This is a genomic window from Xanthomonas sp. F4, assembly GCF_011761895.1.
Genome location: NZ_JAASQX010000002.1, coordinates 161,625 through 187,018, shown reverse-complemented (window position 1 = coordinate 187,018; position 25,394 = coordinate 161,625). Strand labels below are relative to the sequence as shown.

Here is a 25,394-nt window from a genome sequence, read left to right as displayed (position 1 = left end):
GGCCGCCGGCTCAGCGGTCGCCGACCACGTCCACGTCCTTGTCCGGGACGTAGCGGAAGGTGCCGCTGGCGAAGGCCGGATTGCGCTTCCAGTCGCTGAAGCTGATGTCGGTGCGCTGGCCGACCGGGTCGACCACTTCCATGCGCGCCAGGCCGTTGCGGTCGAAGCCGAGCTTGGCCATCTGGAAGCTGGCCTCGGTGTCCACCTTCGGCGTCATCGTCAGCCACTGCAGTCCGTCGCGGGCCACCGCTTCCTCGCTGACGTCGTACTGGCGGTCGAGCCGGCCCGGATCGATCAGCGCGGTCAGCGGGCTGTTCTGTTCCTCGCTGCCCTGCGCGCGCACCGTGGCCTGCTTCAGGTCCGGGTCGTACACCCAGACCTTGCTGCCATCGGCGACGATCAACTGGGTGTAGGGCTTGCGGTACTCCCAGCGGAACAGGCGCGGCGCCGACAGCGCAACGCGGCCGCTGGAGCTTTCCTTCAGCGTGCCCTTGCCGTCGTAGACCTTCTGCGCGAACTGGCCGTCCAGGCCCTTCAGCCCGCGGGTGAAGGCGGTGAGGTCCTCGCGGGCGCCGGCGAAGGCGGAGCCGGCCAGCAGCGCGGTGGCGAGGACGGTGTAGCGGAGTGTGCGAAGCATGCGGATGGATTTCCGGATGGAGTGTGGGAAGTGTGACGCGACGCGCCTGAATAGGCGATCAGAGGGCGCGGCCGGCCGCGCCACGGCTACGGCCCGGTCTGCATCCGGCTCAGGTCGCCGTACAGGATCTGCCCGCGGAAGCCGCGCCGCACCTGCTGGTACAACTCGCGGAACGCAGCGTAATCCTGCGGCTGGCACAGCGCCGCCGGGCCATGGATCGCACGCCGGTGCAGCGTATGCGTGGCAGTCACGGTCTGCCCGGCGCGCACCCAGGTGGCGGCGTACTCGCCGGCGGCGTTGCGGAAATGGGTGTCGGCCGGGATCGCGATGATCGGCACGCTGTCCGGGAAGGTCAGCCGGTAGGTCTCGCTGCGCGCGTTGTCGTTGCAGTAGAACGGAGTCAGATTGCGCTCGGCCGAAGCCGTGCTGTAGACCCCCCGCACCGAGTCGGCGCCGGGCATCAGCGGCAGGCTCATGCCGCCGACCACGCCGAAGTCGACGTAGTCGTGGGCGCGGAAGCGGTAGGCGTAGCCGAAGGGCCGGGTCAGATCCTGCGGCGTGCCCTGCAGCAGCAGCTCGCCGCTGCCGTCGAAGCCGGAGGCGGCGACGATCGACTCCTCGATGCGGGTGCGGTTCTGCGCGTTGAGCTGCACGAACATCGTGCGCAGGCCGACCTCGCCGACGTCGCCGCTGTCCAGGCGGGTGATGCCGCTCAGGCTGCCATCGGCGGCGAAGCGGTAGTCGGTCTCGACCAGGTAGCGATTGACCTTGGCATCGTCCGGCGGCGTGCGCGCCACGGTGCCGTCGGCGGTGTGCAGCACCGGCGCGCCCAGGTCGCCGGCCGGCAACTGGCCGAAGCGCGCGTACGGGCTGGTCGAATCCACGTACAGCTTGAACTCGGGCAGATAGGTGATGGCATGGTTGAAGCGGCCCAGCACCGGCACCTCGGGCAGGGTCGGCCCGCCCTGCGCGCCGATCAGCACCGGCGTGCTGGCGATGCCCTTGGCCGCCAGCAGCGCCTCCAGCACCACGGTGTGGTCCTTGCAGTCGCCGTAGTGGTTGTCGAGGATGCTGTCGGCGCTGTTCGGCTGCAGCCCGCCATTGCCCAGGTACACCGCCACGTAGCGGATGTTGCGCGCCACCCAGTCGTACAGTGCCGCGGCCTGCGCGCGGCGGTCGCTGATGCCGGCGGTGATCTGCTCGGCGCGTGCGCGCACCTTCGGGGTGACCTGCGCGGCGGCGGCGCTGCTGTGCTGGTAGGCCTGGGCCATCTGTGCCCAGCGGCGGAAACTGCTGGCCATGATGGTCGGGCTGAATTCCCAGGTCGCCGCCGTCCAGTTCTGGCTTTTCATGGGCTCGCGGCGGCTGTAGCGCCATTCCCAGCGCGCCTGCTCGCCGTCGATCTGCGGCGTGTTGCTGCCCTGCACGCCGCGCGTGTACAGGTGCATCTGCAGCCGCCGCGGTGCCACCAGGGTCACCGTGGCGTCGTCGTACTGGGAGAACACGCTGAAGGTTTCCCACAAGCTGAAATAGCCGGGGAAGTACGGCACGTTCTGGGTGCGGCGCACCCGGTACACCAGGCGCGCGCCGGGCATCAGGTTGGGGAACACCACCACCTTGACCTTGCGGTCGGCGTACATCGCCGCCGCCGCGCTGGAATAGCTCTCCTGGGTGTAGATCTTGTCGGCCGGCACGTCGTGGCGCAGCCCGTCCGGGGTCAGGGTGTAGGCAGCCAGCACCTCCAGGGTCTCCAGCTTCTCGCTGTAGCCCAGCCGCACCTGGCTGAACTGGTCGACGCCGGCCTTGGTCTTGAGCAGCAGTTCGTACTCGTCGGTCTCGACGCTGGTGGCGTCTTCGCGCACCTCGTAGTCGGCGCGGTAGCGCACGTAGCTGTAGTTGTTGCTGACCACCGGTGCGGCCGCCGCGCCCGCCGCCTGATCGGCATCAGGATGTGCGGCCGGCGCCGGTTGCGCGGCGGTGGCGCCGGCCAGCGCCAGCAGCGCCGCTCCGAACAGCCAGCGCGCGGCGCGCAGCGGCGCCAGTCCACTCAGGCGCAGGCCATGGCCGGCGAAGGGCGCGGCGTGCATCACTTCGGTGGCGGCGGCGCCAGCACGCTGCGGTCGCCGTTGTGTTCGGGCGGGCTGACCACGCCGGCGGCTTCCATCGCCTCGATCAGCCGCGCGGCGCGGTTGTAGCCGATCTTCAGCCGCCGCTGCACGCCGGAGATGGAGGCACGGCGGGTCTCGGTGACGATGCGCAGGGCCTCGTCGTACAGCGGGTCGGACTCGTCGCCGCCACCGCCGCCGGCTTCGGGCAGGCCGGTGGCGCCGATCACGGTGCCGTCGCCCATGGTCTGCACCTCGTCGAGCACGCCCTCGATGTAGTCGGCCGGGCCGCTGGCCTTGAGATGCTCGACCACCCGGTGCACTTCCTCGTCGCTGACGAAGGCGCCGTGCACGCGATCCGGCATCGCCGTGCCCGGCGGCAGGTACAGCATGTCGCCGTGGCCGAGCAGGGTCTCGGCGCCGGACTGGTCGAGGATGGTGCGCGAGTCGATCTTGGAGCTGACCTGGAAGGCGATGCGGGTCGGGATGTTGGCCTTGATCAGGCCGGTGATCACGTCCACCGAGGGCCGCTGGGTGGCCAGGATCAGGTGGATGCCGGCAGCGCGGGCCTTCTGCGCCAGCCGCGCGATCAGCTCTTCGACCTTCTTGCCGACGATCATCATCATGTCGGCGAATTCGTCGATGAAGATGACGATGAACGGCAGCGTGTCCAGCGGCCGCGGCGCCTCGGCCAGGTCCGGGTTGGGCTTGAACAGCGGGTCCATCAACGGCTGCCCGGCGTCCTGCGCGTCCTTGACCTTCTTGTTGAAGCCGGCCAGGTTGCGCACACCGACCGCGCTCATCAGCTTGTAACGGCGCTCCATCTCCGCCACGCACCAGCGCAGGCCGTTGGCGGCCTCCTTCATGTCGGTGACCACCGGCGCCAGCAGGTGCGGGATGCCCTGGTAGACGCTCAGTTCGAGCATCTTCGGGTCGATCATCAGCATCCGCAGGTCCTTGGCCGAGGCCTTGTACAGCAGGCTCAGCACCATCGCGTTGACCGCCACCGACTTGCCCGAGCCGGTGGTACCGGCGACCAGCAAATGCGGCATGCGCGCCAGGTCGGCCACGGTCGGGCGGCCGGCGATGTCCTTGCCCAGCGCCAGGGTCAGCGGGCTGGTCGACTTGTCGTATTCCTTGGAGCGCAGCAGCTCGCTGAGATAGATCATCTCGCGGCTGACGTTGGGGATCTCCAGGCCGATCACCGACTTGCCCGGGATCACGTCGACCACGCGCACCGACTTCACCGACAGGCCGCGGGCGATGTCCTTGTCCAGCGAACTGATCTGGCTGACCTTGATGCCCGGCGCCGGCTCGATCTCGAAGCGGGTGATCACCGGGCCGGGATAGGCGCCGACCACCTGCGCCTCGATGCGGAAGTCCTTGAGCTTGAACTCGATCTGCCGCGACAGGGTTTCCAGGGTCTCCTCGGAATAGCCCTTGGCCTGTGGCTTGGGGTCGTCCAGCAAGGCCAGCGGCGGCACCCCGGACGGGTCGCTGCCGGTGCCGTGGAATAGCGGGATCTGCTGCTCGCGCTTGGCGCGCTCGCTCTTCTCCACCACCGGCGCCGGCGGCGGCTCGATCTTGACCGGCTCGCGCTTGGCGCGCTGCACGGCATCGACCTTGCGCACTTCCTCGCGTTCCTCGCGCATGGCGCGGGTCTGCTGCCATTCGTTGGCCTGCTGGCTGCCGCGGCGGGCCAGCGCCGGCAGCGTCATCACCGCCTTGCCGATGCGCTCCATTACCGCGAACCAGGACAGCCCGGTGGCCAGGGTCACCGACACCAGCAGCAGCACCAGCACGAACAGGTTCGCGCCGAGCGCACCGAACCCGGCGCCGAGCGAGTTGCCAACCAGCTTGCCGAGGATGCCGCCGGCCCCGGCCACGTCGCCGGCGAACAGGCGCAGGTGCAGCAGCCCGGTGGCGGCGATCAGGAAACCGACGATGCCGACCAGGCGCAGCGCCGGCCCCAGGTCGGCCTCGCCATCGCCGTCGCTGTCCATGCCGAACAGCGCGATCCAGGAGATCGCGCCGATCACCACCGGCAGCAGGAAGGCGACGTAGCCGAACAGTTGCAGCAGCACGTCGGCGATCCAGGCGCCGAACTTGCCGCCCATGTTGTGCACCGGTGCGACCACGCTGCCGGTATGCGACCAGCCCGGATCGGTCGCCGAGTACGTGGCCAGGCTGGCCAGCAGGTACAGCAGCAACGGCGCGATCGCGATCAGCGCCAGATCGCGCCACAGCTTCTGCCGGCGTGGGTTGGGCGCGGCGCCCTGCTTGCGTGCCGCCGCATTGGCGCCCTGGGATTTGCCGCGTTCCGGAACCTGCTTCGCCACGCTATGACCAGACCTTAGAAATGCATCGTTAGTGATTGATAATAAACGACTCGCCCTTGCATTTCAGCAGTCGGTACCTGAATCGTCCGGTCTTTGCGCAGGCCGACGCTGGCAATGCCCGATCGAGGCGGGCAACGACGTGCGGCGCACGCTGTCTGTCGCGGCGGGCCGCAGCGTTTCCGCCACGCGGCTTGATTCGTTCCAGGCCGGCCGCCACTCTATGTGACTTCGCCGGAACCCGCGCAATGCCGCGCTTCGGCCGCCATTTCACCCTGTTCGCGAGTATACATGAGCCCCTCTGCCGCCAATTCCGCCAAGCATTCCCGCCTGCTGATCCTGGGTTCCGGCCCGGCCGGCTGGACCGCCGCGGTCTACGCCGCGCGCGCCAATCTCAAGCCGGTGGTGATCACCGGCCTGCAGCAGGGCGGCCAGCTGATGACCACCACCGAGGTCGACAACTGGCCGGGCGACCCCCACGGCCTGATGGGCCCGGACCTGATGGCGCGCATGCAGGCGCATGCCGAGCGCTTCGAGACTGAGGTGATCTTCGACCACATCCATACCGCCAACCTGGCGCAGCGCCCGTTCCGGCTCAGCGGCGACAGCGGCGACTACACCTGCGACGCGCTGATCATCGCCACCGGCGCCACCGCTAAGTACCTGGGCATTCCCTCGGAAGAGGCATTCAAGGGCCGCGGCGTGTCCGCCTGCGCCACCTGCGACGGCTTCTTCTACAAGGACCAGGACGTGGTCGTGGTCGGCGGCGGCAACACCGCCGTGGAAGAGGCGCTGTACCTGTCCAACATCGCCCGCAAGGTCTATCTGGTGCACCGCCGCGACACCCTGCGCGCGGAAAAGATCATGCAGGACAAGCTGTTCGCCAAGGTCGCCGCCGGCAAGATCGAGACCGTCTGGCACCACCAGGTGGACGAAGTGCTGGGCAACGAGGCCGGCGTCACTGGCGTGCGGGTCAAGTCGGTGCAGGACGGCAGCACCCGCGACCTGGAGGCGCATGGCTTCTTCGTCGCCATCGGCCATCACCCGAACACCCAACTGTTCGATGGCCAGTTGGCCATGCACAACGGCTACCTGGAGATCCGCTCCGGCCTGGGCGGCGCCGCCACCGAGACTTCGGTGCCCGGCGTGTTCGCCGCCGGTGACGTCGCCGACCAGCACTACCGCCAGGCGATCACCTCGGCCGGCTTCGGCTGCATGGCCGCGCTGGACGCCGAGCGGTATCTGGACAAGGGTGCCTGAGTCCACGCAGGCCCTGAGCTGCCGGCGCCCGGCCGGCGGCGGCCATGCGCCCGCGCGGGCGGCAGGTGGCACGCGCGGCCGCTGCGCCGCCCTCTACTGCAAGTCGTCACAGCAATGAGCCGGATCCGCTGGCTGCGCCAGCTCGACGCGGTCGCCGCTGCCGACTGGGACGCCCTGCACGACGGCCGCAATCCGTTCGTCGCCCACGCGTTTCTGGCCGGCCTGGAGCAGCACGGCTGCCTGCGCCCGGACTGGGGCTGGAGCCCGCTGCATCTCACCGTCTGGGACGGCGAGGCGCTGGTCGCCGCGGCGCCCGGGTACGTCAAAAGCAACTCGCACGGCGAATTCGTGTTCGACCATGCCTGGGCGCATGCCTACGCGCGCTATGGCCAGGACTACTTCCCTAAGTGGCTGTGCGCGGTGCCGTACTCGCCGGTGACCGGGCCGCGGCTGCTGGCGCGCGATCAGGCGGCGCAACAGGAACTGCTCGCGGCCATGCAGGCGCTGACCGAGAGCACCAACCTGTCCTCGGCCCACGTCAATTTCCACCGCGCCGAAGAGGACGCCGCGTTCGGCGCCGACTGGCTGGAGCGCAACGACGTGCAGTACCAGTGGCACAACGACGCCGGCTGGACCGGGTTCGACGATTACCTGGGCGCGATGGACCACAAGCACCGCAAGAACATCCGCCAGGAGCGGGCCAAGGTGCAGCGCGCCGGCATCGACTTCCGGGTGCTGCACGGCGACGAGGCCAGCGCTGCCGACCTGCAGGCGATGTACGGATTCTATCTGCGCACCTTCGACGACTACGGCAATTCGCCGGCGCTGACCCTGGAATTCTTCTCACATCTTGCGCGAACGATGCCGCGCAACCTGTTGATCTTCCTCGCCATGCATGAAGGCGCGCCGGTAGCCGGCGCGTTCTGCCTGCGCGGCGGCGACACCTTGTACGGCCGTTATTGGGGCGGCGACGCCCTGCCCGGCCTGCACTTCGAGACCTGCTACTACCAGGGCATCGAATACTGCCTGCGCGAGGGCCTGACCCACTTCGAACCGGGCGCACAGGGCCAGCACAAGATCGCCCGCGGCTTCCTGCCGCGGCTGGTACGCAGCCGCCACTGGATCGCCGACCCGGGCTTCCGTGTGCCGCTGGCCGAGTGGTGCGCCCAGGAACGCGCCGAGGTGCGCCAGCACGCGGCGGAATTGCAGCGCCACTCGCCGTTCCGCCACGACGCCTGAGGCATCGGCTACGCTGCCGGCGATGCGTCGTCTCCCTGCCCTGCTCGCGGCCGATCCCGCCGCCCCGTTCCCGCCGCCGTCCAGCGCCCTGCGCGAGCCGGACGGCTTGCTCGCGGTCGGCGGCGACCTGTCGCCGACGCGCCTGCTTGCGGCCTATGTGCAGGGCATCTTCCCCTGGTATTCCGACGGCGAGCCGATCCTGTGGTGGAGCCCGGACCCGCGCACCGTGTTCCGCAGCGATGGCGTGCGCCTGTCCTCGCGCTTCCGCCGCAGCCTGCGCCACTGCCCGTGGACGGTGCGCGCCGACACCGCCTTCACGCAGGTCATCGATGCCTGCGCACAGATCCCGCGCCCTGGGCAGGACGGCACCTGGATCACCGCACCGATGCGCGACGCCTATCTGACCCTGCACCAGGCCGGCCACGCGCATTCGGTGGAAGTGTTCGACGGCAGCGAACTGGTCGGCGGCATCTACGGAGTGGCACGCGGACGCATGTTCTTCGGCGAGAGCATGTTCAGTGCGCGCAGCGGCGGCTCCAAGGTCGCGCTGGCGGCGCTGGCGCGGCGCCTGCACGGCTGGGGCTGGCCGCTGATCGACGCGCAGGTGGAGAACGATCACCTGCTGAGCCTGGGCGCCGAGCGCTGGCCGCGCGCGCGCTTCCTGGAGACCATCGCGCCGCTGGCGGCGGCGCCGGCCCAGAACGGGCCCTGGACGTCGCGATTCGGGTCGCTGGCGGCGCTGGAACTGGCCCAGGATTGAGCGGGATTAACGCAAACTTTGCATGGCGCGGCGCAGGCGAGTAAAATCCTCGCTCTTCAGGCCTTTGGCCGCTCCGAATCGCACAGGATTACATGTCGAAAGACGACTCCATCGAATTCGAAGGCACCGTCAGCGAGACGTTGCCCAATACCACGTTCCGGGTCAAGCTGGAAAACGGACACGAAATCATCGCTCACATCTCCGGCCGCATGCGCAAGAACTACATCCGCATCCTGACCGGCGACCGGGTGAAGGTCGAAATGACCCCGTACGACCTGACCAAGGGTCGCATCACCTACCGCATGAAGTAATCCGCCGCGGGCGGACATGAAGAAGGCGGCCAGTGGCCGCCTTTCGCGTCTGCAACGATGGAACGACGGTGACTTCGCCAGGCGGCTGCAGCCTCTGCAGCCGCCTTTCGTCGTGCCTGTCGGCCTCAGTCCACCGTCGCCGGCAGCAGGCGCTCGGGCTCGGCCTGGGTCTCCACCACCAGCTCGCCGTCGCGCACGTCGATGGTGACGCGGCCGCCGTTGACCAGCTTGCCGAACAGCAGCTCGTCGGCCAGCGGGCGCTTGACCTTGTCCTGAATCACCCGCGCCATCGGCCGCGCGCCCATCAGCGGGTCGAAGCCGTGCTGGGCCAGCCAGTCGCGTGCGGTCGGGGTCGCCGACAGCGACACGTGCTTCTCCTGCAGCAACATCTCCAGCTCGATCACGAACTTGTCGACCACGCGCAGGATGTGGCTGAAGGCCAGCGGCTGGAACTGCACCACCGCATCCAGACGGTTGCGGAACTCCGGGGTGAAGCTGCGACGGATGATCTCCATCGCATCGGTGGAGTGGTCCTGCTGAGTGAAGCCGATCGAGCGCCGCGAGGCCTGGGTGGCGCCGGCATTGGTGGTCATCACCAGGATCACGTTCTTGAAATTGGCCTCGCGCCCGTTGGTGTCGGTGAGCACGCCGCGGTCCATGACCTGCAGCAGGATGTTGAAGATGTCCGGGTGCGCTTTCTCCACCTCGTCCAGCAGCAACACGCAGTGCGGGGTCTTGACGATCTTCTCGGTCAGCAGGCCGCCCTGGTCGAAGCCGACGTAGCCCGGGGGCGCGCCGATCAGGCGGCTGATCGAATGCGGCTCCATGTACTCGGACATGTCGAAGCGCACCAGCTCGATGCCCAACTGCAGCGCCAACTGCTTGGTGACCTCGGTCTTGCCCACGCCGGTGGGGCCGGCGAACAGGAAGTTGCCGATCGGCTTTTCCGGATTGGCCAGGCCCGAGCGCGCCAGCTTGATCGACGAGGACAGTGTCTCGATCGCCGGATCCTGGCCGAAGATCACCATCTTCAGGTTGCGCTCCAGGTGCTGCAGCACGTCCTTGTCGGTGGCGCTGACCTGCTTGGCCGGGATCCGCGCCATCTTGGCGACGATGGTCTCGATCTCCTCGATGTCGATCAACTCCTTGCGCTGGCCTTCCGGCAGCAGCCGCTGGCGCGCGCCGGCCTCGTCGATCACGTCGATCGCCTTGTCCGGCAGCAGTCGGTCGCCGATGTGCTTGACCGACAGGTCCACCGCCGCCTGCAGCGCGTCGTCGGCATAGGTCACGCCGTGGTGCGCCTCGTACTTGGGCTTGAGGCCCTGCAGGATCTCGAAGGTTTCGCCCACGGTCGGCTCGACGATGTCGATCTTCTGGAAGCGCCGCGCCAGGGCGCGGTCCTTCTCGAAGATGCCGCGGTATTCCTGGAACGTGGTCGAGCCGATGCAGCGCAGGTCGCCCGAGGACAGCGCCGGCTTGATCAGGTTGGACGCGTCCATGGTGCCGCCGGAGGCGGAGCCGGCACCGATGATGGTGTGGATCTCGTCGATGAACAGCACCGCGTTGGGCACCTTCTTCAGCGAGGTCAGCACGCCCTTCAGGCGCTTCTCGAAGTCGCCCCGGTACTTGGTGCCGGCGACCAGCGCGCCCAGGTCGAGCGAGAAGATCACCGCATCGGCCAGCACCGCGGGCACGCTGCCTTCGACGATGCGCTTGGCCAGGCCTTCGGCGATGGCGGTCTTGCCGACGCCGGCCTCGCCCACGTACAGCGGATTGTTCTTGCGGCGGCGGCACAACACCTGGATGGTGCGCTCGATCTCGTCGGCGCGGCCCACCAGCGGGTCGATGCGGCCGTTGCGGGCCTGCTCGTTCAGATTGGTGGCGTACTCGGCCAGGGCGTCGCCCTTCGGCTCGCCCTCGCCCGCCTCGCCCTTGGGCTCGCCGTCGGCCGGCGCGGCGTGCTCGCCGTCCTCGCCCATCTTGGCGATGCCGTGGGACAGGTAGTTGACGATGTCCAGGCGGGTGATGTCCTGCTGGTTCAGGAAGTACACCGCATGCGAGTCCTTCTCGCCGAAGATCGCCACCAGCACGTTGGCGCCGCTGACCTCCTTCTTGCCCGAGGACTGCACGTGGTAGACCGCCCGCTGCAGCACCCGCTGGAAGCCCAGGGTGGGCTGGGTGTCGCGGCCGTCATCCTCGGCCAGGCGCGCCACGGAGGCCTCGATGGCCTGTTCCAGGTCGCTGCGCAGCCGCTCGACGTCGGCGCCGCAGGCCTTGAGCACGGCCTGGGCGGAGGGGTTGTCGAGCAGCGCCAACAGCAGGTGCTCCACCGTCATGAACTCATGACGGGCTTCCCGGGCGCGCTTGTAGCACTGGCCGATGGTCTGCTCGAGATCTTTGCTGAACATGGTGTACTCCGACGTCTGTTGCCAACAATATGTGGCTTGAGTTGCGAATTTCCACAACCCTATCGGATCAGTGTGTTCACACCGCGTTAGTCCGGGCAAACCGGTGACCGACGCCTCCCACTATCAGGCTTTTTCCATCGTGCACAACAGGGGGTGCTGGTTCATCCGCGAGAACTCGTTCACCTGAGCCACCTTGGATTCAGCCACCTCGCGGGTATAGACCCCGCATACCCCGCGGCCGCGGGTATGGACGTGCAGCATCACCTGGGTGGCGCGCTCCAGGTCCAGGGAGAAGAACTGCTGCAGCACGGTCACCACGAAGTCCATCGGGGTGTAGTCGTCGTTCAGCAGCAGCACCTGATACATCGGCGGGCGGGCGATTTCCGGCTTGCCGGTCTCCACCATGACGCCATGATCGTGCTCGGGGGAATTCTTGCGGGGCATCCGCCCATTATATACGGGGGCCGCCGGCCCGGATTGGACGATCGCCGGCCCTGCCCGCACAATTCCCCTCCTTTCGATGGCGCTTCGCATGCATTCGACGATGTTCCCCAAGGTTCCGCTGCTCGCCACGCTGCTCGCCGTGGCCCTGCCGGCCGCCGCCGAGCCGCCGGACGCGGCGCTGGGCAAGCGCCTGCAGGCGCTGGGCTACGACGTGCAGGCCGACGAGGACGGCGATTACCAGGTGCTGTTCGGCCTGCGCGACCAAGGCCGCGAGCGCAAGCAGCTCACCTACGTGCGCTCGCCGGTGGAGACCTTCGGCAGCTACCGCATCCGCGAGGTGTGGTCGCCGGCCTACCAGGCGCAGGGCGACAGCCTGCCCGCCAAGGTCGCCAACCGGCTGCTGGAGGATGCGCAGTCGGACATCCTCGGCGGCTGGGTCCGCCAGGGCGGCACCGCGGTGTTCGTGGTCAAGATCCCCGCCGATGCCGACGACACGGCGCTGCGCGAGGCGCTGGAGGCGGCCGCACGCGGCGCCGACGCGATGGACGCCGAACTCAACGGCGGCAAGGATCTGTTCTGATGACGGCGGCCGCAGAACCCTGGCAGCCGGACGTGACCGTGGCCACGGTGGTGGTGCGCGACGGGCGCTTGCTGCAGGTGGAGGAAGCCATCGCCGGTGCGCTGGTGCTGAACCAGCCGGCCGGCCACCTGGAGCCGGACGAGAGCCTGATCGAGGCCGCGGTGCGCGAGACGCTGGAGGAAACCGGCTGGCAGGTGCAGCCGACCGCGTTCATCGGCGCCTACCAGTGGAAGGCCGACAACGGCCGCCACTACCTGCGCTTCGCCTTCGCCGCCGACCCGGTCGCGCACGATCCGCAGCGGCCGCTGGACACCGGCATCGTGCGCGCGCTGTGGATGACCCCGGCCGAGCTGGAGGCCGCCGCGCCGCGCTGGCGCAGCCCGCTGGTATGGCAGGTGGTGGCCGATTTCCTGGCCGGACGCCGCTACCCGCTGGACCTGTTGCGGCAGGTGGCATGAGCGGCGCAACGGTCATGGTCGGGGTCTCCGGCGGCGTGGATTCGTCGGTGGCGGCCTGGCAACTGGTCCAGCAGGGGGCCGCGGTGTCCGGGCTGTTCATGCAGAACTGGGCCGATGACGGCAGCGGCGATTGCCGCGCCGACGACGACCGCCGCGATGCGGTGGCGGTGTGCGGGCGGCTCGGCATCCCGTTCCATTTCCGCGATTTTTCGCAGGAGTACTGGCAAGGCGTGTTCGCACACTTCCTGGCCGAATACGCCGCCGGGCGCACCCCAAACCCGGACGTGCTGTGCAACCGCGAGGTCAAGTTCAAGCATTTCCTGGACGCGGCACGCGAACTCGGCGCCGAACGCATCGCCACCGGCCACTATGCGCGGGTGGACAGCGTCGGCGGCCGCTGGCGGCTGCTGCGTGGGCTGGACCGCAACAAGGACCAGAGCTACTTCCTGCACCAGCTGGGCCAGGCGCAACTGGCTGCGACGCTGTTCCCGGTCGGCGAGCTGCCCAAGGAGCAGGTGCGCCGCATCGCCCGCGAGGCCGGCCTGCCGACCCACGCCAAGAAGGACTCCACCGGCATCTGCTTCATCGGCGAACGCGATTTCCGCGAATTCCTGGGGCGTTACCTGCCGGCCCGGCGCGGCGAGATCCGCGATCCGCACGAGCATGTCGTGGCCGAGCATCCGGGGGTGTTCTACTTCACCCTGGGCCAGCGCGAGGGCCTGAACATCGGCGGGGTGCGCGGGCGCGCCGCCGCGCCGTGGTACGTGGTCGGCAAGGACGTCGCCCGGAACCTGCTGTACGTCGACCAGGACCGCGACAGCCCTTACCTGATGGCCAACCGGCTGCAGTCCGAGACCGCGCACTGGATCGCCGGCGCGCCGCCGGCACGACGCTTCGACTGCACCGCCCAGACCCGCTACCGCCAGGCCGACGAGCACTGCACGGTCGAGGTCGGCGACGACGGCACCCTGTCGGTGCGCTTCGCGCGCCCGCAGCGCGCCGTCACCCCCGGGCAGTCGCTGGTGCTGTACCAGGGCGAGGAATGCCTGGGCGGCGCCGTGATCGCCACTACCGATGCCCCGCTGGAGCGCCGCTTGGCGCAGCAGGCACCCGCCGCACACGAGGACACGATTCGATGACCGATTCCATGGACGCGCGCATGCTGGCGCTGGCGGGCATGGCCCAGGCCCTGCAGCAGGTGCGGCGCATCGCCGAGACCGGCCAGTCGGAGGCGTCGCTGGTGCGCACCCTGCTCGACAGCGTGTTCCGCATCGACGCGCCCAGCCCCGAGGCGGTGTACGGCCGCCGCGCCGACCTGGCGCCAGGCCTGCGCCTGCTGCACAACTACTTCCGCAACCAGGGCCAGGACGAGGTGCTGCCGCGGCTGGCGCTGGCGGTGATCCAGCTGGAGCGGCGCTTCGCCGGCGATGCCGAGACCGACGCCAAGGTCGACGCCGGCCTGGCCCGGATCGCGCCGCTGCTGGAGCGCCATGGCGACAGCACCCACCCGGAGGTGATCGCGGCGCTGGGCCAGCTCTATGCCGACACCATCAGCCACCTGCGCCCCCGGGTGATGGTGCAAGGCAATCCGCACTACCTGGGCCAGGCCGGGGTGGTGGCCGAGATCCGCGCGCTGCTGCTGGCGGCGGTGCGCGCGGCGGTGCTGTGGCGGCAGATGGGCGGCAGCCTGTGGGACTTCCTGCTGGCCAAGCGGCGCATGCGCGACACCGTGGACCGCGCGCTGGGCTGAGCCCGCGAGGGCACCGGCGCGGGGCCATGCAGCGCGCCCCGCTCGGCCGTTCTGCGACGCCGATCGTATGAATGTCGGCAGGTTTCGATGATCCGCTCACGGCGTTGCTAAAGACCCGGGGGGGACGGCCGATACAGCAATCGTGAATCTGCCGAGAACGTCCATGTACTCACGCCTCCTGATCCGTCTGGCCGCCCCGCTCGCCCTGACGCTGCTGTTCCCCATCGCCGCCGGTTTCGACTGGCCGGCCCCGGTCCGTTGGGCCATCCTCACCACCATGACGCTGAGCTGGCTCGGCTTCGCCGGCTGGACCGCGTACAGCCAGACCCGGCGCTCGCCGGAGCAGGCCAAGGTCATGCGCGAGCAGGACCACCTGCTGAACGAGCTGCGCAGCTTCGTCGGCAACGAGATCGAGGGCTCCCGCTCCGAGATCGAACGTGCCCGCGAACTGATCCGCCAAGCCGTCAGCGGCCTGGGCGGCAGCTTCGAGGCAATGAACCGCAAGTCGCGGCAGCAGAGCGTGGCGCTGGCCCGCATCGTCGACCGCGCCGGCGAAGACGGCGGTGCCGGTGTGGACGTGGCCCGCTTCGCCCAGCATGCCAGCCAGCGCATGGAGCAACTGGTGGAGGCACTGGAGCAGGTCAGCGGCCAGAGCAGCACCACGGTGCACTACATCGACGACATGTCCCAGCATCTGGACGGCATCTTCGCCCTGCTGGAGGACGTCAAGTCGATCGCCGACCAGACCAACCTGCTGGCGCTGAACGCGGCGATCGAAGCGGCGCGTGCCGGCGAGGCGGGCCGCGGCTTCGCGGTGGTGGCCGACGAGGTGCGCAACCTGTCCGAGCGCTCGACCACCTTCAACGAGCAGATCCGCAAGCTGGCGCACAGCTCCAAGGACGCCATCGCCAAGGTCCGCGAGACGGTCTCGAACATGGCATCGCGCGACATGGACCGCTCCCGCGAGGCGCGGGCCGAGGCCGCGGCGATGCTGGACAACGTGGCCGCGATCAACCACTCGCTGGGCGACGGCATGCGCGAGATCTCCGAGTGCGGCCGCGCCATCGACAGCAGCGTCGCCGAAGCGGTGCGCGCCCTGCAGTTCGAGGACATCGCGACCCAGGCCCTGGGCGGCGTGCACACCCACCTGGACCGCCTGACCGCGATCAACCGCGAGGCCGTGGCGCTGCAGGAACTGCTGCACCGCAATGGCGGGGTGTTCGACCACGAACTGATCGACGCTCTGCAGCGGGTCGGCAACCGCCTGCGCGACATGCGCACCGAGTGGGAGCGCCCGCCGCACAAGCCGGTGGCGCAGCAGAGCATGGGCGCCGGCACTGTCGAGCTGTTCTAAATCGTCCTCCGCGCCATGAACCGACGAGTCCCCGGCCCCTGCCGGGGCTTGTCGTCTCTGCCCTTCCCGTCCAGCCCCGTCGATGTCGATGCCTCTCCAGTCCCTGTCCCGAGTTGCGGCCATGTCCTGCGATGAACGCAGCAGCGCACACGCGTCCTCGTCCGAGCCGGTGGCCGATCCCGGCCCGCGGCCGGTGACCGCGCCGCGCCAGCCCGGCCACGCGCTGCGGCGGCTGGAGACCCTGGCCCAGGCCGAACTGCGGCAGTTGCTGATTGCGCACACACCGACGCAGCAGGACGCGCGCATCGCCGACCCGGTCTGGGCCGGCCTGGCCTGGGACATGGGCCTGAACGGCAGCGCGGTCGCCGCCGCCGGCACCCCGGCGCCGCCGGTGCACTTCCCGCTCTACGACGGCGACTGAGTCGATCGCGGCGGTTGCGTTTGCGGGCGGCGCGCGCAGCCTGTGCGTGGCATGCGCTCGGAGCACTGCCAAGAAGATTCACCCAACCTCATCGCGTTGGATCTCGCTTGGCGCATGAGGCCGAGCCGATCGTCCGGGCTCCTACAAGGCGATGTCTGGTCTCGCTAGACCACGGCAAGACGCAGCGATGCGCAATGCCGTTTGGTCGCGGCAAGCGAGCGACGCGTGCCCGGCCGGCCACCTGCAGTCGGGACTGAAGTTCCTCCCACACCTACTCCGATCAGATCGCGACATCGTCGTTCCAGAAGCGGATTCGGCGGCGAGCTGCGACATCGACCGACATCGCATCCAGCGTCGTGGGTAAAGCTTCCAACGCAATTCAGCGCCGGAGCGCGGGAACGCTCCTGTGGGAGCGACTTCAGTCGCGACGCGTGACGCCCTCCGGTAGCGTTGATGCGCTTGCAGTCGGAATTCAAATCCCTGCCACAACGGCCGCGATCAGATCGCGGCATCGTTGATGCAAGCGCGAATTCGGCGATAGAGATGCGACATCGACCGGCATCGCATCCGGGCCAGTGCCTGAAGCCGCTTCCGCACTGTCGGGCGTCGGGTCGCGGCGGAAGCCGCTCTACGCGACGCCGTACACCGCTGGCGGATCAGCTCGGATTCTCCAGCGAGAACAGGTCCGCCTGCTTGTCGTAGGCGAAATACTCGGCGTAGCGCGCCCAGCTGGTGACCGCCTGCACCGTCTCCGCCGCATAGGCCTCGGACATGTGGTCTTCCAGCTCGTCGCGGAAGCGGCGCGCCGGCGCGTGATGTGCGGGGCGTTCGTCGAGCACGCGGCGGATGTGCGCGGCCAACGGCACGTAGGTGGCCAGGTGCTGGGCGAACAGCTGCTTGCGCGCATCGGTGCCCAGCTCGGCGAAGCGCTGCCCGGCCGGCGTCAGCTGCAGGTCGCCCTGTTCGAACACGGCGAAGCGCAGCAGTTGCAGGGTCTCGGCGATCGGGAACAGTTCGTCCACTTCCAGTTGCAGGCCGGCGGCCAGCGGCGGCAGGTCGGCCCGGCCGTGGTACGGCTCGGCCGCCACCGCCTCGATCAGGCCGGCCATCAGGTTGCTCGAGACCCGCGGCAACACCATGGCGATGCCGCTGCCCGGGAACACGCCTTCGCGGGTCTGTGGCCGCTGCGGGCTGGCGGTCATGCGCGCGTAGATGTCGTCGACCAGGGCGCGGAACGCCGGTGCCAGGCGATTGCGCGGCTGCGGCAGGGTCACCTCGATCTCGCCGATCACCCGCCCCGGGTTGGCGCCGAAGATCACGATGCGGTCGCACATCAACACCGCCTCTTCGATGTTGTGGGTGACCATCAGGATCGATTCGATCGGCATGCGCCCTTCCGACCACAGATCCAGCAGGTCGGTACGCAGGGTCTCGGCGGTCAGCACGTCCAGCGCCGAGAACGGCTCGTCCATCAGCAGCAGCTTCGGCCGCACCACCAGCGCCCGCGCCAGGCCCACGCGCTGGCGCATGCCGCCGGACAGTTCCTTCGGATAGGCGCCCTCGTAGCCGTCCAGGCCGATCAGGTCGATCGCCGCCAGGGCGCGCCGGCGGCGCTCGTCGACGGCCACGCCGCGCGCCTCCAGGCCGACTTCCACGTTCTGCAGCACGGTCAGCCACGGGAACAGGGCGAAGCTCTGGAACACCATGGCGATGTCATCGGCAACCTGGCCGGGCGCGGCGTCGCGGAAGGCGATGCTGCCGGCGCTGGGCTGCAGCAGCCCGGCGATGGCGCGCAACAGGGTCGACTTGCCCGAGCCGGAACGGCCGAGCAAGCCCACGATCTGCCCCGAGTGCAGGGTCAGGTCGACATCCTCCAGTACCACCAGCGGCGTCGCTCCGCCCTTGTCGTAGGTCTTGCGCACGCCCTGCACGCGGACCAGCGGGGCGCGCTCGGGCACGCTTGCGGAATAGCTCATGGTCGGTCTCCAGGAATCAGTCGAAACGCAGGCGGCGTTCGGCGAAGACGTACAGGCGTCGCCAGACCGCGCGGTTGAAGAGGGTCACGAACAGCGACATCACCGCCACCCCGAGCAGCACCCGCGGGCCGTCGCCGGCGGCGGTGGCGCGGGCGATGTAGGCGCCGAGGCCGTAGGCCTGCACCTGGGTGTGGCCCCAGCTGGCCAGCTCGGCCACGATGCTGGCGTTCCAGGAACCGCCCGACGCGGTGAGCGCACCGGTGATGTAGTACGGAAAAATGCCGGGCAGGATCACCCGCCGCCACCAGGTCCACGAGCGGAGGTGGTAGATGGTCGCGGCCTCGCGCAGATCGGTGGGGAACGCGCTGGCGCCGGCGATCACGTTGAACAGGATGTACCACTGGGTGCCGAGGATCATCAGCGGCGACAGCCAGATGTTGGGGTCGGCGCCGGTGCTGACGATGGCCAGCACCGCGAACGGGAACAACACGTTGGCCGGGAACGCGGCCAGGAACTGCGCCAGCGGCTGCACCCGCTGCGCCACCTTCGGACGCAGCCCGATCCACACCCCGATCGGCACCCACACCACGCTGGCCAGGGCGATCAGCACCACCACCCGCAGTAACGTCGCCAGGCCGCCGCCGAAGGCCTCGGACAGGTCGTGCAGGCCCAGATGGCGGCGGCCATAGTCGTAGGCGAACCAGGCCGCGGCCGCACCGGCGACGGCCAGCGCCGCGCTCCACAGACGATCGCCCCAGACCCCGCTGCGGCCGGATGCGCGCGGTGCCGCCACGGGCTGCGGCTGGCGCCGCGGCGCCCAGCGCACCAGCATGGCGCGCTGCCAGATCCAGGCCAGCGGCGCGACCAGGCGCTTGGCCAGGCGCGTGCGCCGCAGCAGGTCGTACAGCCACGACTGCGGCTTGTCCTGCGAGGCGGTGAGTTCGGCGCGGAACTTGTCCGACCAGGCCACGATCGGGCGGAACAGCAACTGGTCGTACAGCGCGATCAGCACGGCCATCGCCACCACCGCCCAGCCGACCGCGGCGAAGTTGCGCTGGCCGATCGCCAGCGCCAGGTACGAGCCGATGCCGGGCAGTTCCAGGGTGTGGTCGCCGACGCTGATCGCCTCGGAGGCGACCACGAAGAACCAGCCGCCGGACATCGACATCATCATGTTCCAGATCAGCGAGGGCGTGGCGTACGGCGCCTCCAGCCGCCAGAAACGCTGCCAGGCGCTAAGCCCGAAGCCACGCGACACCTCGTCCAGGTCGCGCGGCACGTTGCGCAGCGACTGGTAGAACGAGAACGCCATGTTCCAGGCCTGGCTGGTGAAGATGGCGAAGATCGAGGCCAGCTCGGCGCCGATCTGGCGGCCGGGGAACAGGCCGAGGAAGAAGGTCACGGTGAAGGTGAGGAAGCCCAGCACCGGCACCGACTGCAAGATGTCCAGCGCCGGCACGATCACCCGCTCGGCGCGCCGGCTCTTGGCGGCCAGGGTCGCCACCACGAAGGTGAACACCAGCGAGGCGGCCATCGCCGCGAACATGCGCAAGGTGGTGCGCAGGCCGTATTCGGGCAGCTGCCACAGATCCAGCGACACCGCGGCGGTGCCTGCCGGCGGTAGCGGCGCGCGCATGTCGGACGCGCCGTGCAGCAGCAGCGCGCCCAGGCCCAGCAGCAGCGCGAACACCGCCAGATCGTGCAGGTTGGGCAGCACGCCGGGGCGTGCGGCGAGCTGTCCGGGCGCGGAGCGGTCGCGAGCGAATGGCAGCATGGGAAGATCCGGCAGGAGCGGCAGCGGGCGCCGCAAGGAAAAAGGACGCTGGCGCGGGTCGCGAAGCGGACCGCCCAGTGTGACCGGGGAAGATGTACGCCGTGCGTCAGCCGCTGCCGGCCGCGCGGGCATGCACCGGCTGGATGGCACACGCACGCCGTCGCCGCGCCACGCGACCGCGCAGCGACGAACGAATCAGGGACGAGGGCGATGACAGGCGCATGGGCGGCTCCGACGACGGGAAACGCCAGGGGCTACGCTCGGAGTCCTCGCGGATCGGGCTTGCGCACTATCGGAATCAAGGCCAGCGCCGCGAGAGGCTGGCGAACGATCCCGTCCTGAGCGGACGGGACCCATCTGGGACGACCCAGACCGTGGCGGTCCTGTCAGCTCTGTCGCTGCAGCGTCGGTCTAGGATGACTGTCCAAGGAAGGTGGCCTCTGGCCGGGAAACGATGGGCGCGCGCAGTATAGCCAGCCGCTGCGGCGCCGCAAGTCCGCGCGGCGCAGGCGGCGCCCCGCATTCACTGCGCAGCCAGCACCAGCCGCGGATGCGTCGCCGGCGCCACCTGCTGGCGCGCGCGCAACCAGGCCGCCAGTTCGCGCGGCGGCAGCGGCCGCGAGTGCAGATAGCCCTGGATCTCGTCGCAGCCCTGCTCGCGCAGCAGCGCCTCTTCCTGCACGGTTTCCACGCCCTCGGCCACCACCTGCATGCCCAGCGCGTGGCCGAGCTGCACGATCGCCTGGGTGACCTTGGCAGTGCCAGTGTCGTGCAGCATGTCCTGCACGAAGCTGCGGTCGATCTTCAGGCGCTGCACCGGGAAGCGGTTGAGGTAATGCAGGTTGGAGAAGCCGGTACCGAAATCGTCCACCGCCAGCAGCACGCCTTCCTGTTCGAACAGTTCGAAGCAGCGGCGCAGCGATTCGCTGTCGCGGATCAGCGCCGACTCGGTCAGCTCCAGCTCCAGCCGCTTCGGCGACCAGCCGTTGCGCTGGCACAGCTCGATCACCCGCTCGGCGAAGCCGCGGTCGCGCAACTGCATCGCCGAGACGTTCACCGAGACGCGGTCGAAGCTCAGCCCCGCCGCATCCCAGGCCGCGGCCTGGCGGCAGGCCTCGCCGATCACCCAGTCGCCCAGGCGTACGATCTCGCCGCACTCCTCGGCGATCGGAATGAACTCGGCCGGATTGCAGTGGCCATGGCCGGGGCGATGCCAGCGCAGCAGCGCTTCGACCGCCGGGGCCCGCTCGCCCGCCGCATGCACCAGCGGCTGGTACACCAGCGAGAACTCCTCGCGGTCCAGCGCGCCGTGCAGGGCGTGCTCGATCTCCAGGCGCCGCTGCGCACGCAGCAGCACGTCCTGGCTGTAGTAGTGGCAGGTGTTGCGTCCGGACTCCTTGGCCGCGTACATCGCCGCATCGGCCGCGCGCAGCAGGCCGTCGAAGTCCTGGCGCCCCTCCTCCATCAGCGCGATGCCGATGCTGGCGCCGATCTTGATCACGTTCTCGCCGCTGTGCAGCGGTTCGGCCAGCGCCGCGATCAGCTTGCGCGCCACGTGCCCGGCGTCGCCGGGCTCGGCCAGGTCGCGCAGCACCACCACGAATTCGTCGCCGCTGAAGCGGCCGAACAGGTCGCTGGTGCGCAGTTGCTGATGCATGCGGGTGGCCGCCAGCTTCAGCAGTGCGTCGCCGGTGGCGTGGCCGAAGGAATCGTTGATGCTCTTGAAGCCGTCCAGGTCGACGAACAGCATCGCCAGCGTGGTGCCGCGCTCCACCGAATCGTGCATCGCCTTCTCGGCCTGTTCGCGCAGCAGCTGCCGGTTCGGCAGGCCGGTGAGCAGGTCGTAGTGGGCCAGCAGCTCGATGCGCTCGCTGGCCTCGCGTTCACGGGTGATGTCGCGGAACAGCACCACGAAGCGCGGCGGCAGACCGTCGCGCTCGTCCAGTTCGATCAGCACCTGCACCCAGATGCGCTGCCCGGACGGGCGGTGGAAGCACAGGTCCAGTTGCTCCGGCAGGCCGCCCTCGGCGATGCGCGCCAGTGCCGACTCGAACGCATCGCGCGAGTCCTGGGTGTACAGGGCCAACGCGTGATCCAGATCGATGGCCTCCTTGCGCAGGCCATGGATGCGATAGCACTCCTCGGTCCACTGCATGCGCCGGGTGCCGACCTCGATCTCGCAGCCGCCGATCTTGCCCAGCGCCGAGACCCGGTTGAGCAGTTCGGTGCGCCAGCGGATCAGCGCGTCGGTCTGGCGCTGCTCGGTGATGTTCTGCACCTGGCCCAGCACGCGCTGGACGCGGCCGTCGGCCTCCACCTGCGGCTGCGCCCACACCCGCAGGTGCAGCGGCGACTCGCTGCCGCGCAACAGCTCCACCTCGAAATTGGCCGGTTTGGCCTCGCGCGCCATGCGCCGCCAGATCGAGATCAGCTGCGCCATCGAATCGCGGCTGAGCAGGCGCAGCCAGCCGCGGCTGCTCGGCGTCTGCTGTTCGTCCAGGCCGGTGACGCGCAGGAACTCGCGCGAGCACCACACCCGGTCATTCAGCGGATCCCAGGACCAGCTGCCCATGCGGGTCATGCGCTGCGCCTCGCGCAGCAGGGTCTGCTGGTCGCGCAGGCGCTGCTCGAGCAGCTTCTGCTCGTGGATGTCGGTGTGCGTGCCGATCATGCGCAGCGGGCTGCCGTCGGCGGTGCGCGCGACGATCCGGCCGCGGTCCAGGATCCAGTGCCACTGCCCGTCCTGCCGGCGCAGGCGGAACTCGCACATGTAGGTTTCGGTGCTGCCCTCGAAATGCGCGCGGATCGCCTGGCGCAGGCGCTCCTGGTCGTCGCTGTGGACCAGCGGCAGCAGCGCGTTCAGGCCATCGGCCGGGGCATCGCCGCCGTAGCCGAGCATGCGTTTCCAGCGTTCGGAGCGGAAAATGGTGTCGCTGGGGATGTCCCAGTCCCACAGGCCGTGCTCGGCGCTGTCCAGGGCGATTTCCCAACGGGTGGCGCCGTCGCTGCCGACCGGTTCGGGCACGCTGAGGGTGTAGGCCAGCAGGCCGCCGCTGTCGTCGCGGACCGCACGCAGCCAGCCGTCCAGGCGCCGCCCGGCGGTGCCGGGCAAGGCGCAGGCCAGCATGGTCTCGCCGCCAAGCAGGCGCTCGCGGGCCGCACGCAGAAGCTCGGCGTACGCCTCCACGGTGCGCGGCAACTCCAGTGCCTGCGCTGCCCGGTTCGCCGCCAGCGGCCTGCCATCGGCGTCCAGCAGGACGAGCGCCGAGGTGAGCGGGTGCTGCAGCAAGCTTGCGATGACGCCTTGATCCACGCCGAGATACTCCGTTTCGCCGCCCTGAAGGCCAGCGGTCGAAGGTGATAACGGCATCCGCTGGCATTAATTGAGCGCCGACACTGCCCGGCGATGGGCCGCGGCGGCCGTCAGCGGCTAAGATGTCCGCCGGACACGGATCACCGCAGCAGGCTGCCGGGGCATGCAACCACAACGCGACAGTGCCTTGCCCACCCAGGCGACCTCCGGCATGCGCTTGGCGCAACGCCTGGACCGCGGCATCTGGCGCGTGGTGTTGCTGTACGTGCTGCTGGGGCTGGCGCTGTCGATCGGCAGCGACCTGGTTCTGGTGCACTTCGTAGACGATCGCGGCACGTTGGTCGCTCTTCAGCTGGTCAACGACGCCCTGTTCCTGGCGCTGACCGCGGTTGCCCTCTATTACCTGCTGCGCCCGCTGGTGCGCGCCGCGGTGCAGGCGCACACCCGGCTGGCGCTGTCGGAGGCCGGCTACCGGCAGATGTTCCACGCCAATCCCAGCCCGATGCTGGTCTACGACCTGGAAGGCCTGCGCATCCTCGACGTGAACCCGGCGGCGGTCGCCTTCTTCGGCTGGTCGCACGACGAGTTCGTCGGCTTGGAGCTGGCCCGGCTGTGGCCGCCCAGTGCCAGCGCCCGCCTGGCCGAGGTGATCGAGACGATCCGGCAGACGCCGTCCAAGACCTGCGTGGTGGCCGAGCCGCTGCGCCTGCGCGACGGCAGCCAGTGCATGGCCGAGGCGCGCAGCACCAGCCTGGACTACCACGGCCGGCAGGCGCGGCTGGTGGTGATCAGCGACCGCAGCGCCGAGTACGACGCGCAGCGCCGCCGCGACCAGGCCCTGCAGCATCTGCAGGAGGCGCAGTCGATCGCGCGGTTGGGCTCGTGGCAACTGGACCGGGCCAGCGGCCTGGGCAGCTATTCCGAGCAGGTCTACCGCATGCTCGGCCGGCGCGTGCCGGAACAGCCGCGCCAGCACCGCCTGGAAGAGCTGCTGGTGCCGCCCGACGTGCCGTCGCAGGCGCGTATCCAGCGGGTGATCGAGGACCTGTGCGGCAGCGCGCCGTTGCAACTGGACATGCTGCTGCCGGTGCTGGCCGCCGACGGCCAGGCGCGCATGCTGCACCTGCGCGCCGAATCGTCCAGCGACGACGAGGGCAGGGCCTGCGTGCACGGCACCCTGCAGGACGTGACCGAGCACGAGCGCTCGCGGCGCCTGCTGCACGAGCGCGAGGAGCAGTTCCGGGAACTGGTGCGGGTGCTGCCGGACGGGGTGGCGATCCTGCACCAGGAACACGTGCTGTACGCCAACGCCGCCTGTGCCGGACAGTTCGGCTTCGAGGGCGAGAACCTGCTCGGCGAGCCGCTGCAGGGCCTGGTCGACAGCGCCGATCTGCCGCTCGTGCGGCAGCGGATGGGCGCGGCCGGCGCCAAGGGCGAACGCGGTGCCACCGCGCGCATGTGCCGCCGCGACGGCTCGCTGTTCCGCGCCGGGCTGTCGTTCGGCAACGTCCGCTACAGCGGCCGCGACTGCAAGCTGTTGATCGTGCGCGACCTCAGCGAACCGGAGCGCATGCGCGATGCGCTGGCGCAGAGCAACCGCGAGCTGCAGGCGATGGCGCGGCGCCTGTTCTCGCTGCAGGAAGACGAGCGCCGCGCGATCTCGCGCGACCTGCACGACGACATCGGCCAGGCGATCACCGCGATGAAGCTGTCCGCGCACGCCGCATTGGACGAGACCGACGCCGAGCGCCGGCGCGAGGACCTGAGCGAGATCGTGAACCTGGCCGACAGCAGCATCACCAAGCTGCGCAACCTCTCCACCCTGCTGCGGCCGCCGCAACTGGACGCGCTGGGCCTGGAAGCGGCGCTGCGCTGGCAGGCCGGCATGCTGTTCCGCGCCTCGCCGGTGCGCCTGCACCTGGACATCGCCGCCCTGCCCGAGCGCCCCAGCGGCGAGGTCGAACAGGCCTGTTTCCGCATCGCCCAGGAAAGCCTGACCAACGTGCTGCGCCACGCCAGCGCCGGCGAAGTGCGGATGACCCTCGGCGACGAGGAACGCCAGCGCCTGCGCCTGGAAGTGGTCGACGATGGCGACGGTTTCGATCCGGCCGGCCCGCGCGGCCTGGGCCTGATCGTGATGCGCGAGCGCGCGCAGAGCGCCGGCGGTACCCTGCAGATCGACACCGCGCCCGGCGCTGGAACCCGGGTCTCGCTGTGCCTGCCCTACACCACCGCGGCAGCGCCGTCGCCCCCGCCTGGAACCTGAGC

19 protein-coding genes are annotated in these 25,394 nt (G+C 69.5%); 11 read left to right on the top strand and 8 right to left on the bottom strand.

The annotated features are described in order from the left end of the window. Nucleotides 1-10 precede the first annotated feature (10 nt). The 3 genes from lolA to FHR66_RS08710 all read right to left on the bottom strand — a co-directional run bounded on the left by lolA (nucleotide 11) and on the right by FHR66_RS08710 (nucleotide 5,081). The gene (gene lolA, locus FHR66_RS08720) at nucleotides 11-637 is read right to left on the bottom strand and encodes an outer membrane lipoprotein chaperone LolA (protein WP_160967457.1); all 627 of its coding nucleotides are present in this window, start codon (nucleotides 635-637) and stop codon (nucleotides 11-13) included. Nucleotides 638-723: 86 nt separating this feature from the next. Continuing rightward, entirely contained in the window at nucleotides 724-2,724 is a 2,001-nt protein-coding gene (locus FHR66_RS08715) for a DUF3857 domain-containing transglutaminase family protein (protein WP_237475332.1), read from the bottom strand. Further along, nucleotides 2,724-5,081: a DNA translocase FtsK gene (locus FHR66_RS08710; protein WP_160967459.1), complete on the bottom strand. Its 2,358-nt coding sequence runs from the start codon at nucleotides 5,079-5,081 to the stop codon at nucleotides 2,724-2,726. Before FHR66_RS08710 ends, FHR66_RS08715 begins: the two co-directional genes overlap by 1 nt. Nucleotides 5,082-5,369: 288 nt before the next feature. Between FHR66_RS08710 and trxB the strand changes: the two genes are divergently transcribed. The 4 genes from trxB (at nucleotide 5,370) to infA (ending at nucleotide 8,648) form a co-directional block, all read left to right on the top strand. Next, on the top strand, nucleotides 5,370-6,338 hold the full coding sequence (trxB, locus tag FHR66_RS08705) for a thioredoxin-disulfide reductase (protein WP_160967460.1): 969 nt from the start codon (nucleotides 5,370-5,372) through the stop codon (nucleotides 6,336-6,338). Between the two features lie 114 nt (nucleotides 6,339-6,452). Beyond that, entirely contained in the window at nucleotides 6,453-7,577 is a 1,125-nt protein-coding gene (locus FHR66_RS08700; RefSeq protein ID WP_160967462.1) for a GNAT family N-acetyltransferase, read from the top strand. A 22-nt stretch (nucleotides 7,578-7,599) separates the two neighbouring features. Continuing rightward, nucleotides 7,600-8,337, top strand: a complete 738-nt coding sequence (aat, locus tag FHR66_RS08695; protein ID WP_160967463.1) for a leucyl/phenylalanyl-tRNA--protein transferase — start codon at nucleotides 7,600-7,602, stop codon at nucleotides 8,335-8,337. A 92-nt stretch (nucleotides 8,338-8,429) separates the two neighbouring features. Beyond that, complete coding sequence (gene infA / locus FHR66_RS08690; RefSeq protein ID WP_004425677.1) at nucleotides 8,430-8,648, top strand: translation initiation factor IF-1; 219 nt, start codon at nucleotides 8,430-8,432, stop codon at nucleotides 8,646-8,648. A 125-nt stretch (nucleotides 8,649-8,773) separates the two neighbouring features. Here infA and clpA read toward each other — a convergent pair whose 3' ends face one another. Then, entirely contained in the window at nucleotides 8,774-11,056 is a 2,283-nt protein-coding gene (clpA, locus tag FHR66_RS08685) for an ATP-dependent Clp protease ATP-binding subunit ClpA (protein ID WP_160967465.1), read from the bottom strand. A 123-nt stretch (nucleotides 11,057-11,179) separates the two neighbouring features. Next, nucleotides 11,180-11,500, bottom strand: coding sequence for an ATP-dependent Clp protease adapter ClpS (gene clpS, locus FHR66_RS08680; protein ID WP_019796528.1), 321 nt, complete (start codon nucleotides 11,498-11,500; stop codon nucleotides 11,180-11,182). A gap of 76 nt (nucleotides 11,501-11,576) precedes the next feature. Between clpS and FHR66_RS08675 the strand changes: the two genes are divergently transcribed. The 6 genes from FHR66_RS08675 (at nucleotide 11,577) to FHR66_RS08650 (ending at nucleotide 16,063) form a co-directional block, all read left to right on the top strand. Then, nucleotides 11,577-12,080, top strand: a complete 504-nt coding sequence (locus tag FHR66_RS08675) for a hypothetical protein (RefSeq protein ID WP_160967467.1) — start codon at nucleotides 11,577-11,579, stop codon at nucleotides 12,078-12,080. Next, on the top strand, nucleotides 12,080-12,538 hold the full coding sequence (locus FHR66_RS08670) for an NUDIX hydrolase (protein WP_160967469.1): 459 nt from the start codon (nucleotides 12,080-12,082) through the stop codon (nucleotides 12,536-12,538). Before FHR66_RS08675 ends, FHR66_RS08670 begins: the two co-directional genes overlap by 1 nt. After that, the gene (gene mnmA, locus FHR66_RS08665; RefSeq protein WP_167087717.1) at nucleotides 12,535-13,677 is read left to right on the top strand and encodes a tRNA 2-thiouridine(34) synthase MnmA; all 1,143 of its coding nucleotides are present in this window, start codon (nucleotides 12,535-12,537) and stop codon (nucleotides 13,675-13,677) included. Before FHR66_RS08670 ends, mnmA begins: the two co-directional genes overlap by 4 nt. Further along, entirely contained in the window at nucleotides 13,674-14,288 is a 615-nt protein-coding gene (gene hflD / locus FHR66_RS08660) for a high frequency lysogenization protein HflD (RefSeq protein ID WP_160967473.1), read from the top strand. The genes mnmA and hflD overlap by 4 nt, the downstream gene beginning before the upstream one ends. A 163-nt stretch (nucleotides 14,289-14,451) precedes the next feature. Next, the gene (locus FHR66_RS08655; protein ID WP_160960851.1) at nucleotides 14,452-15,642 is read left to right on the top strand and encodes a methyl-accepting chemotaxis protein; all 1,191 of its coding nucleotides are present in this window, start codon (nucleotides 14,452-14,454) and stop codon (nucleotides 15,640-15,642) included. Between the two features lie 121 nt (nucleotides 15,643-15,763). Further along, nucleotides 15,764-16,063 carry a hypothetical protein gene (locus FHR66_RS08650; protein ID WP_160967475.1) on the top strand — a complete coding sequence of 100 codons (300 nt, stop codon included), beginning with the start codon at nucleotides 15,764-15,766 and terminating at the stop codon, nucleotides 16,061-16,063. 656 nt (nucleotides 16,064-16,719) lie between these two features. Here the strand turns inward: FHR66_RS08650 and FHR66_RS08645 are convergent. The 3 genes from FHR66_RS08645 to FHR66_RS08635 form a co-directional block, all read right to left on the bottom strand. Next, a complete protein-coding gene (locus tag FHR66_RS08645) occupies nucleotides 16,720-18,039 on the bottom strand; it encodes an ABC transporter ATP-binding protein (protein ID WP_160967477.1) in 1,320 nt (439 codons plus the stop codon). 16 nt (nucleotides 18,040-18,055) lie between these two features. After that, nucleotides 18,056-19,813, bottom strand: a complete 1,758-nt coding sequence (locus tag FHR66_RS08640) for an ABC transporter permease (protein WP_160967479.1) — start codon at nucleotides 19,811-19,813, stop codon at nucleotides 18,056-18,058. A gap of 523 nt (nucleotides 19,814-20,336) precedes the next feature. Then, entirely contained in the window at nucleotides 20,337-23,126 is a 2,790-nt protein-coding gene (locus FHR66_RS08635; protein WP_160967481.1) for a sensor domain-containing protein, read from the bottom strand. A 163-nt stretch (nucleotides 23,127-23,289) separates the two neighbouring features. Here FHR66_RS08635 and FHR66_RS08630 point away from each other — a divergent pair, with 163 nt between their 5' ends. Continuing rightward, entirely contained in the window at nucleotides 23,290-25,392 is a 2,103-nt protein-coding gene (locus FHR66_RS08630) for a PAS domain-containing sensor histidine kinase (RefSeq protein ID WP_237475334.1), read from the top strand. Nucleotides 25,393-25,394 lie beyond the last annotated feature (2 nt).

What these genes read in the sequence shown, in the direction of transcription:
- lolA (WP_160967457.1), bottom strand. Translation starts at nt 637, where the DNA reads ATGCTTCGCACACTCCGCTACACCGTCCTCGCCACCGCGCTGCTGGCC.
- FHR66_RS08715 (WP_237475332.1), bottom strand. Translation starts at nt 2,724, where the DNA reads ATGCACGCCGCGCCCTTCGCCGGCCATGGCCTGCGCCTGAGTGGACTG.
- trxB (WP_160967460.1), top strand. Translation starts at nt 5,370, where the DNA reads ATGAGCCCCTCTGCCGCCAATTCCGCCAAGCATTCCCGCCTGCTGATC.
- FHR66_RS08700 (WP_160967462.1), top strand. Translation starts at nt 6,453, where the DNA reads ATGAGCCGGATCCGCTGGCTGCGCCAGCTCGACGCGGTCGCCGCTGCC.
- aat (WP_160967463.1), top strand. Translation starts at nt 7,600, where the DNA reads ATGCGTCGTCTCCCTGCCCTGCTCGCGGCCGATCCCGCCGCCCCGTTC.
- infA (WP_004425677.1), top strand. Translation starts at nt 8,430, where the DNA reads ATGTCGAAAGACGACTCCATCGAATTCGAAGGCACCGTCAGCGAGACG.
- clpA (WP_160967465.1), bottom strand. Translation starts at nt 11,056, where the DNA reads ATGTTCAGCAAAGATCTCGAGCAGACCATCGGCCAGTGCTACAAGCGC.
- clpS (WP_019796528.1), bottom strand. Translation starts at nt 11,500, where the DNA reads ATGCCCCGCAAGAATTCCCCCGAGCACGATCATGGCGTCATGGTGGAG.
- FHR66_RS08675 (WP_160967467.1), top strand. Translation starts at nt 11,577, where the DNA reads ATGGCGCTTCGCATGCATTCGACGATGTTCCCCAAGGTTCCGCTGCTC.
- FHR66_RS08670 (WP_160967469.1), top strand. Translation starts at nt 12,080, where the DNA reads ATGACGGCGGCCGCAGAACCCTGGCAGCCGGACGTGACCGTGGCCACG.
- mnmA (WP_167087717.1), top strand. Translation starts at nt 12,535, where the DNA reads ATGAGCGGCGCAACGGTCATGGTCGGGGTCTCCGGCGGCGTGGATTCG.
- hflD (WP_160967473.1), top strand. Translation starts at nt 13,674, where the DNA reads ATGACCGATTCCATGGACGCGCGCATGCTGGCGCTGGCGGGCATGGCC.
- FHR66_RS08655 (WP_160960851.1), top strand. Translation starts at nt 14,452, where the DNA reads ATGTACTCACGCCTCCTGATCCGTCTGGCCGCCCCGCTCGCCCTGACG.
- FHR66_RS08650 (WP_160967475.1), top strand. Translation starts at nt 15,764, where the DNA reads ATGTCCTGCGATGAACGCAGCAGCGCACACGCGTCCTCGTCCGAGCCG.
- FHR66_RS08645 (WP_160967477.1), bottom strand. Translation starts at nt 18,039, where the DNA reads ATGAGCTATTCCGCAAGCGTGCCCGAGCGCGCCCCGCTGGTCCGCGTG.
- FHR66_RS08640 (WP_160967479.1), bottom strand. Translation starts at nt 19,813, where the DNA reads ATGCTGCCATTCGCTCGCGACCGCTCCGCGCCCGGACAGCTCGCCGCA.
- FHR66_RS08630 (WP_237475334.1), top strand. Translation starts at nt 23,290, where the DNA reads ATGCAACCACAACGCGACAGTGCCTTGCCCACCCAGGCGACCTCCGGC.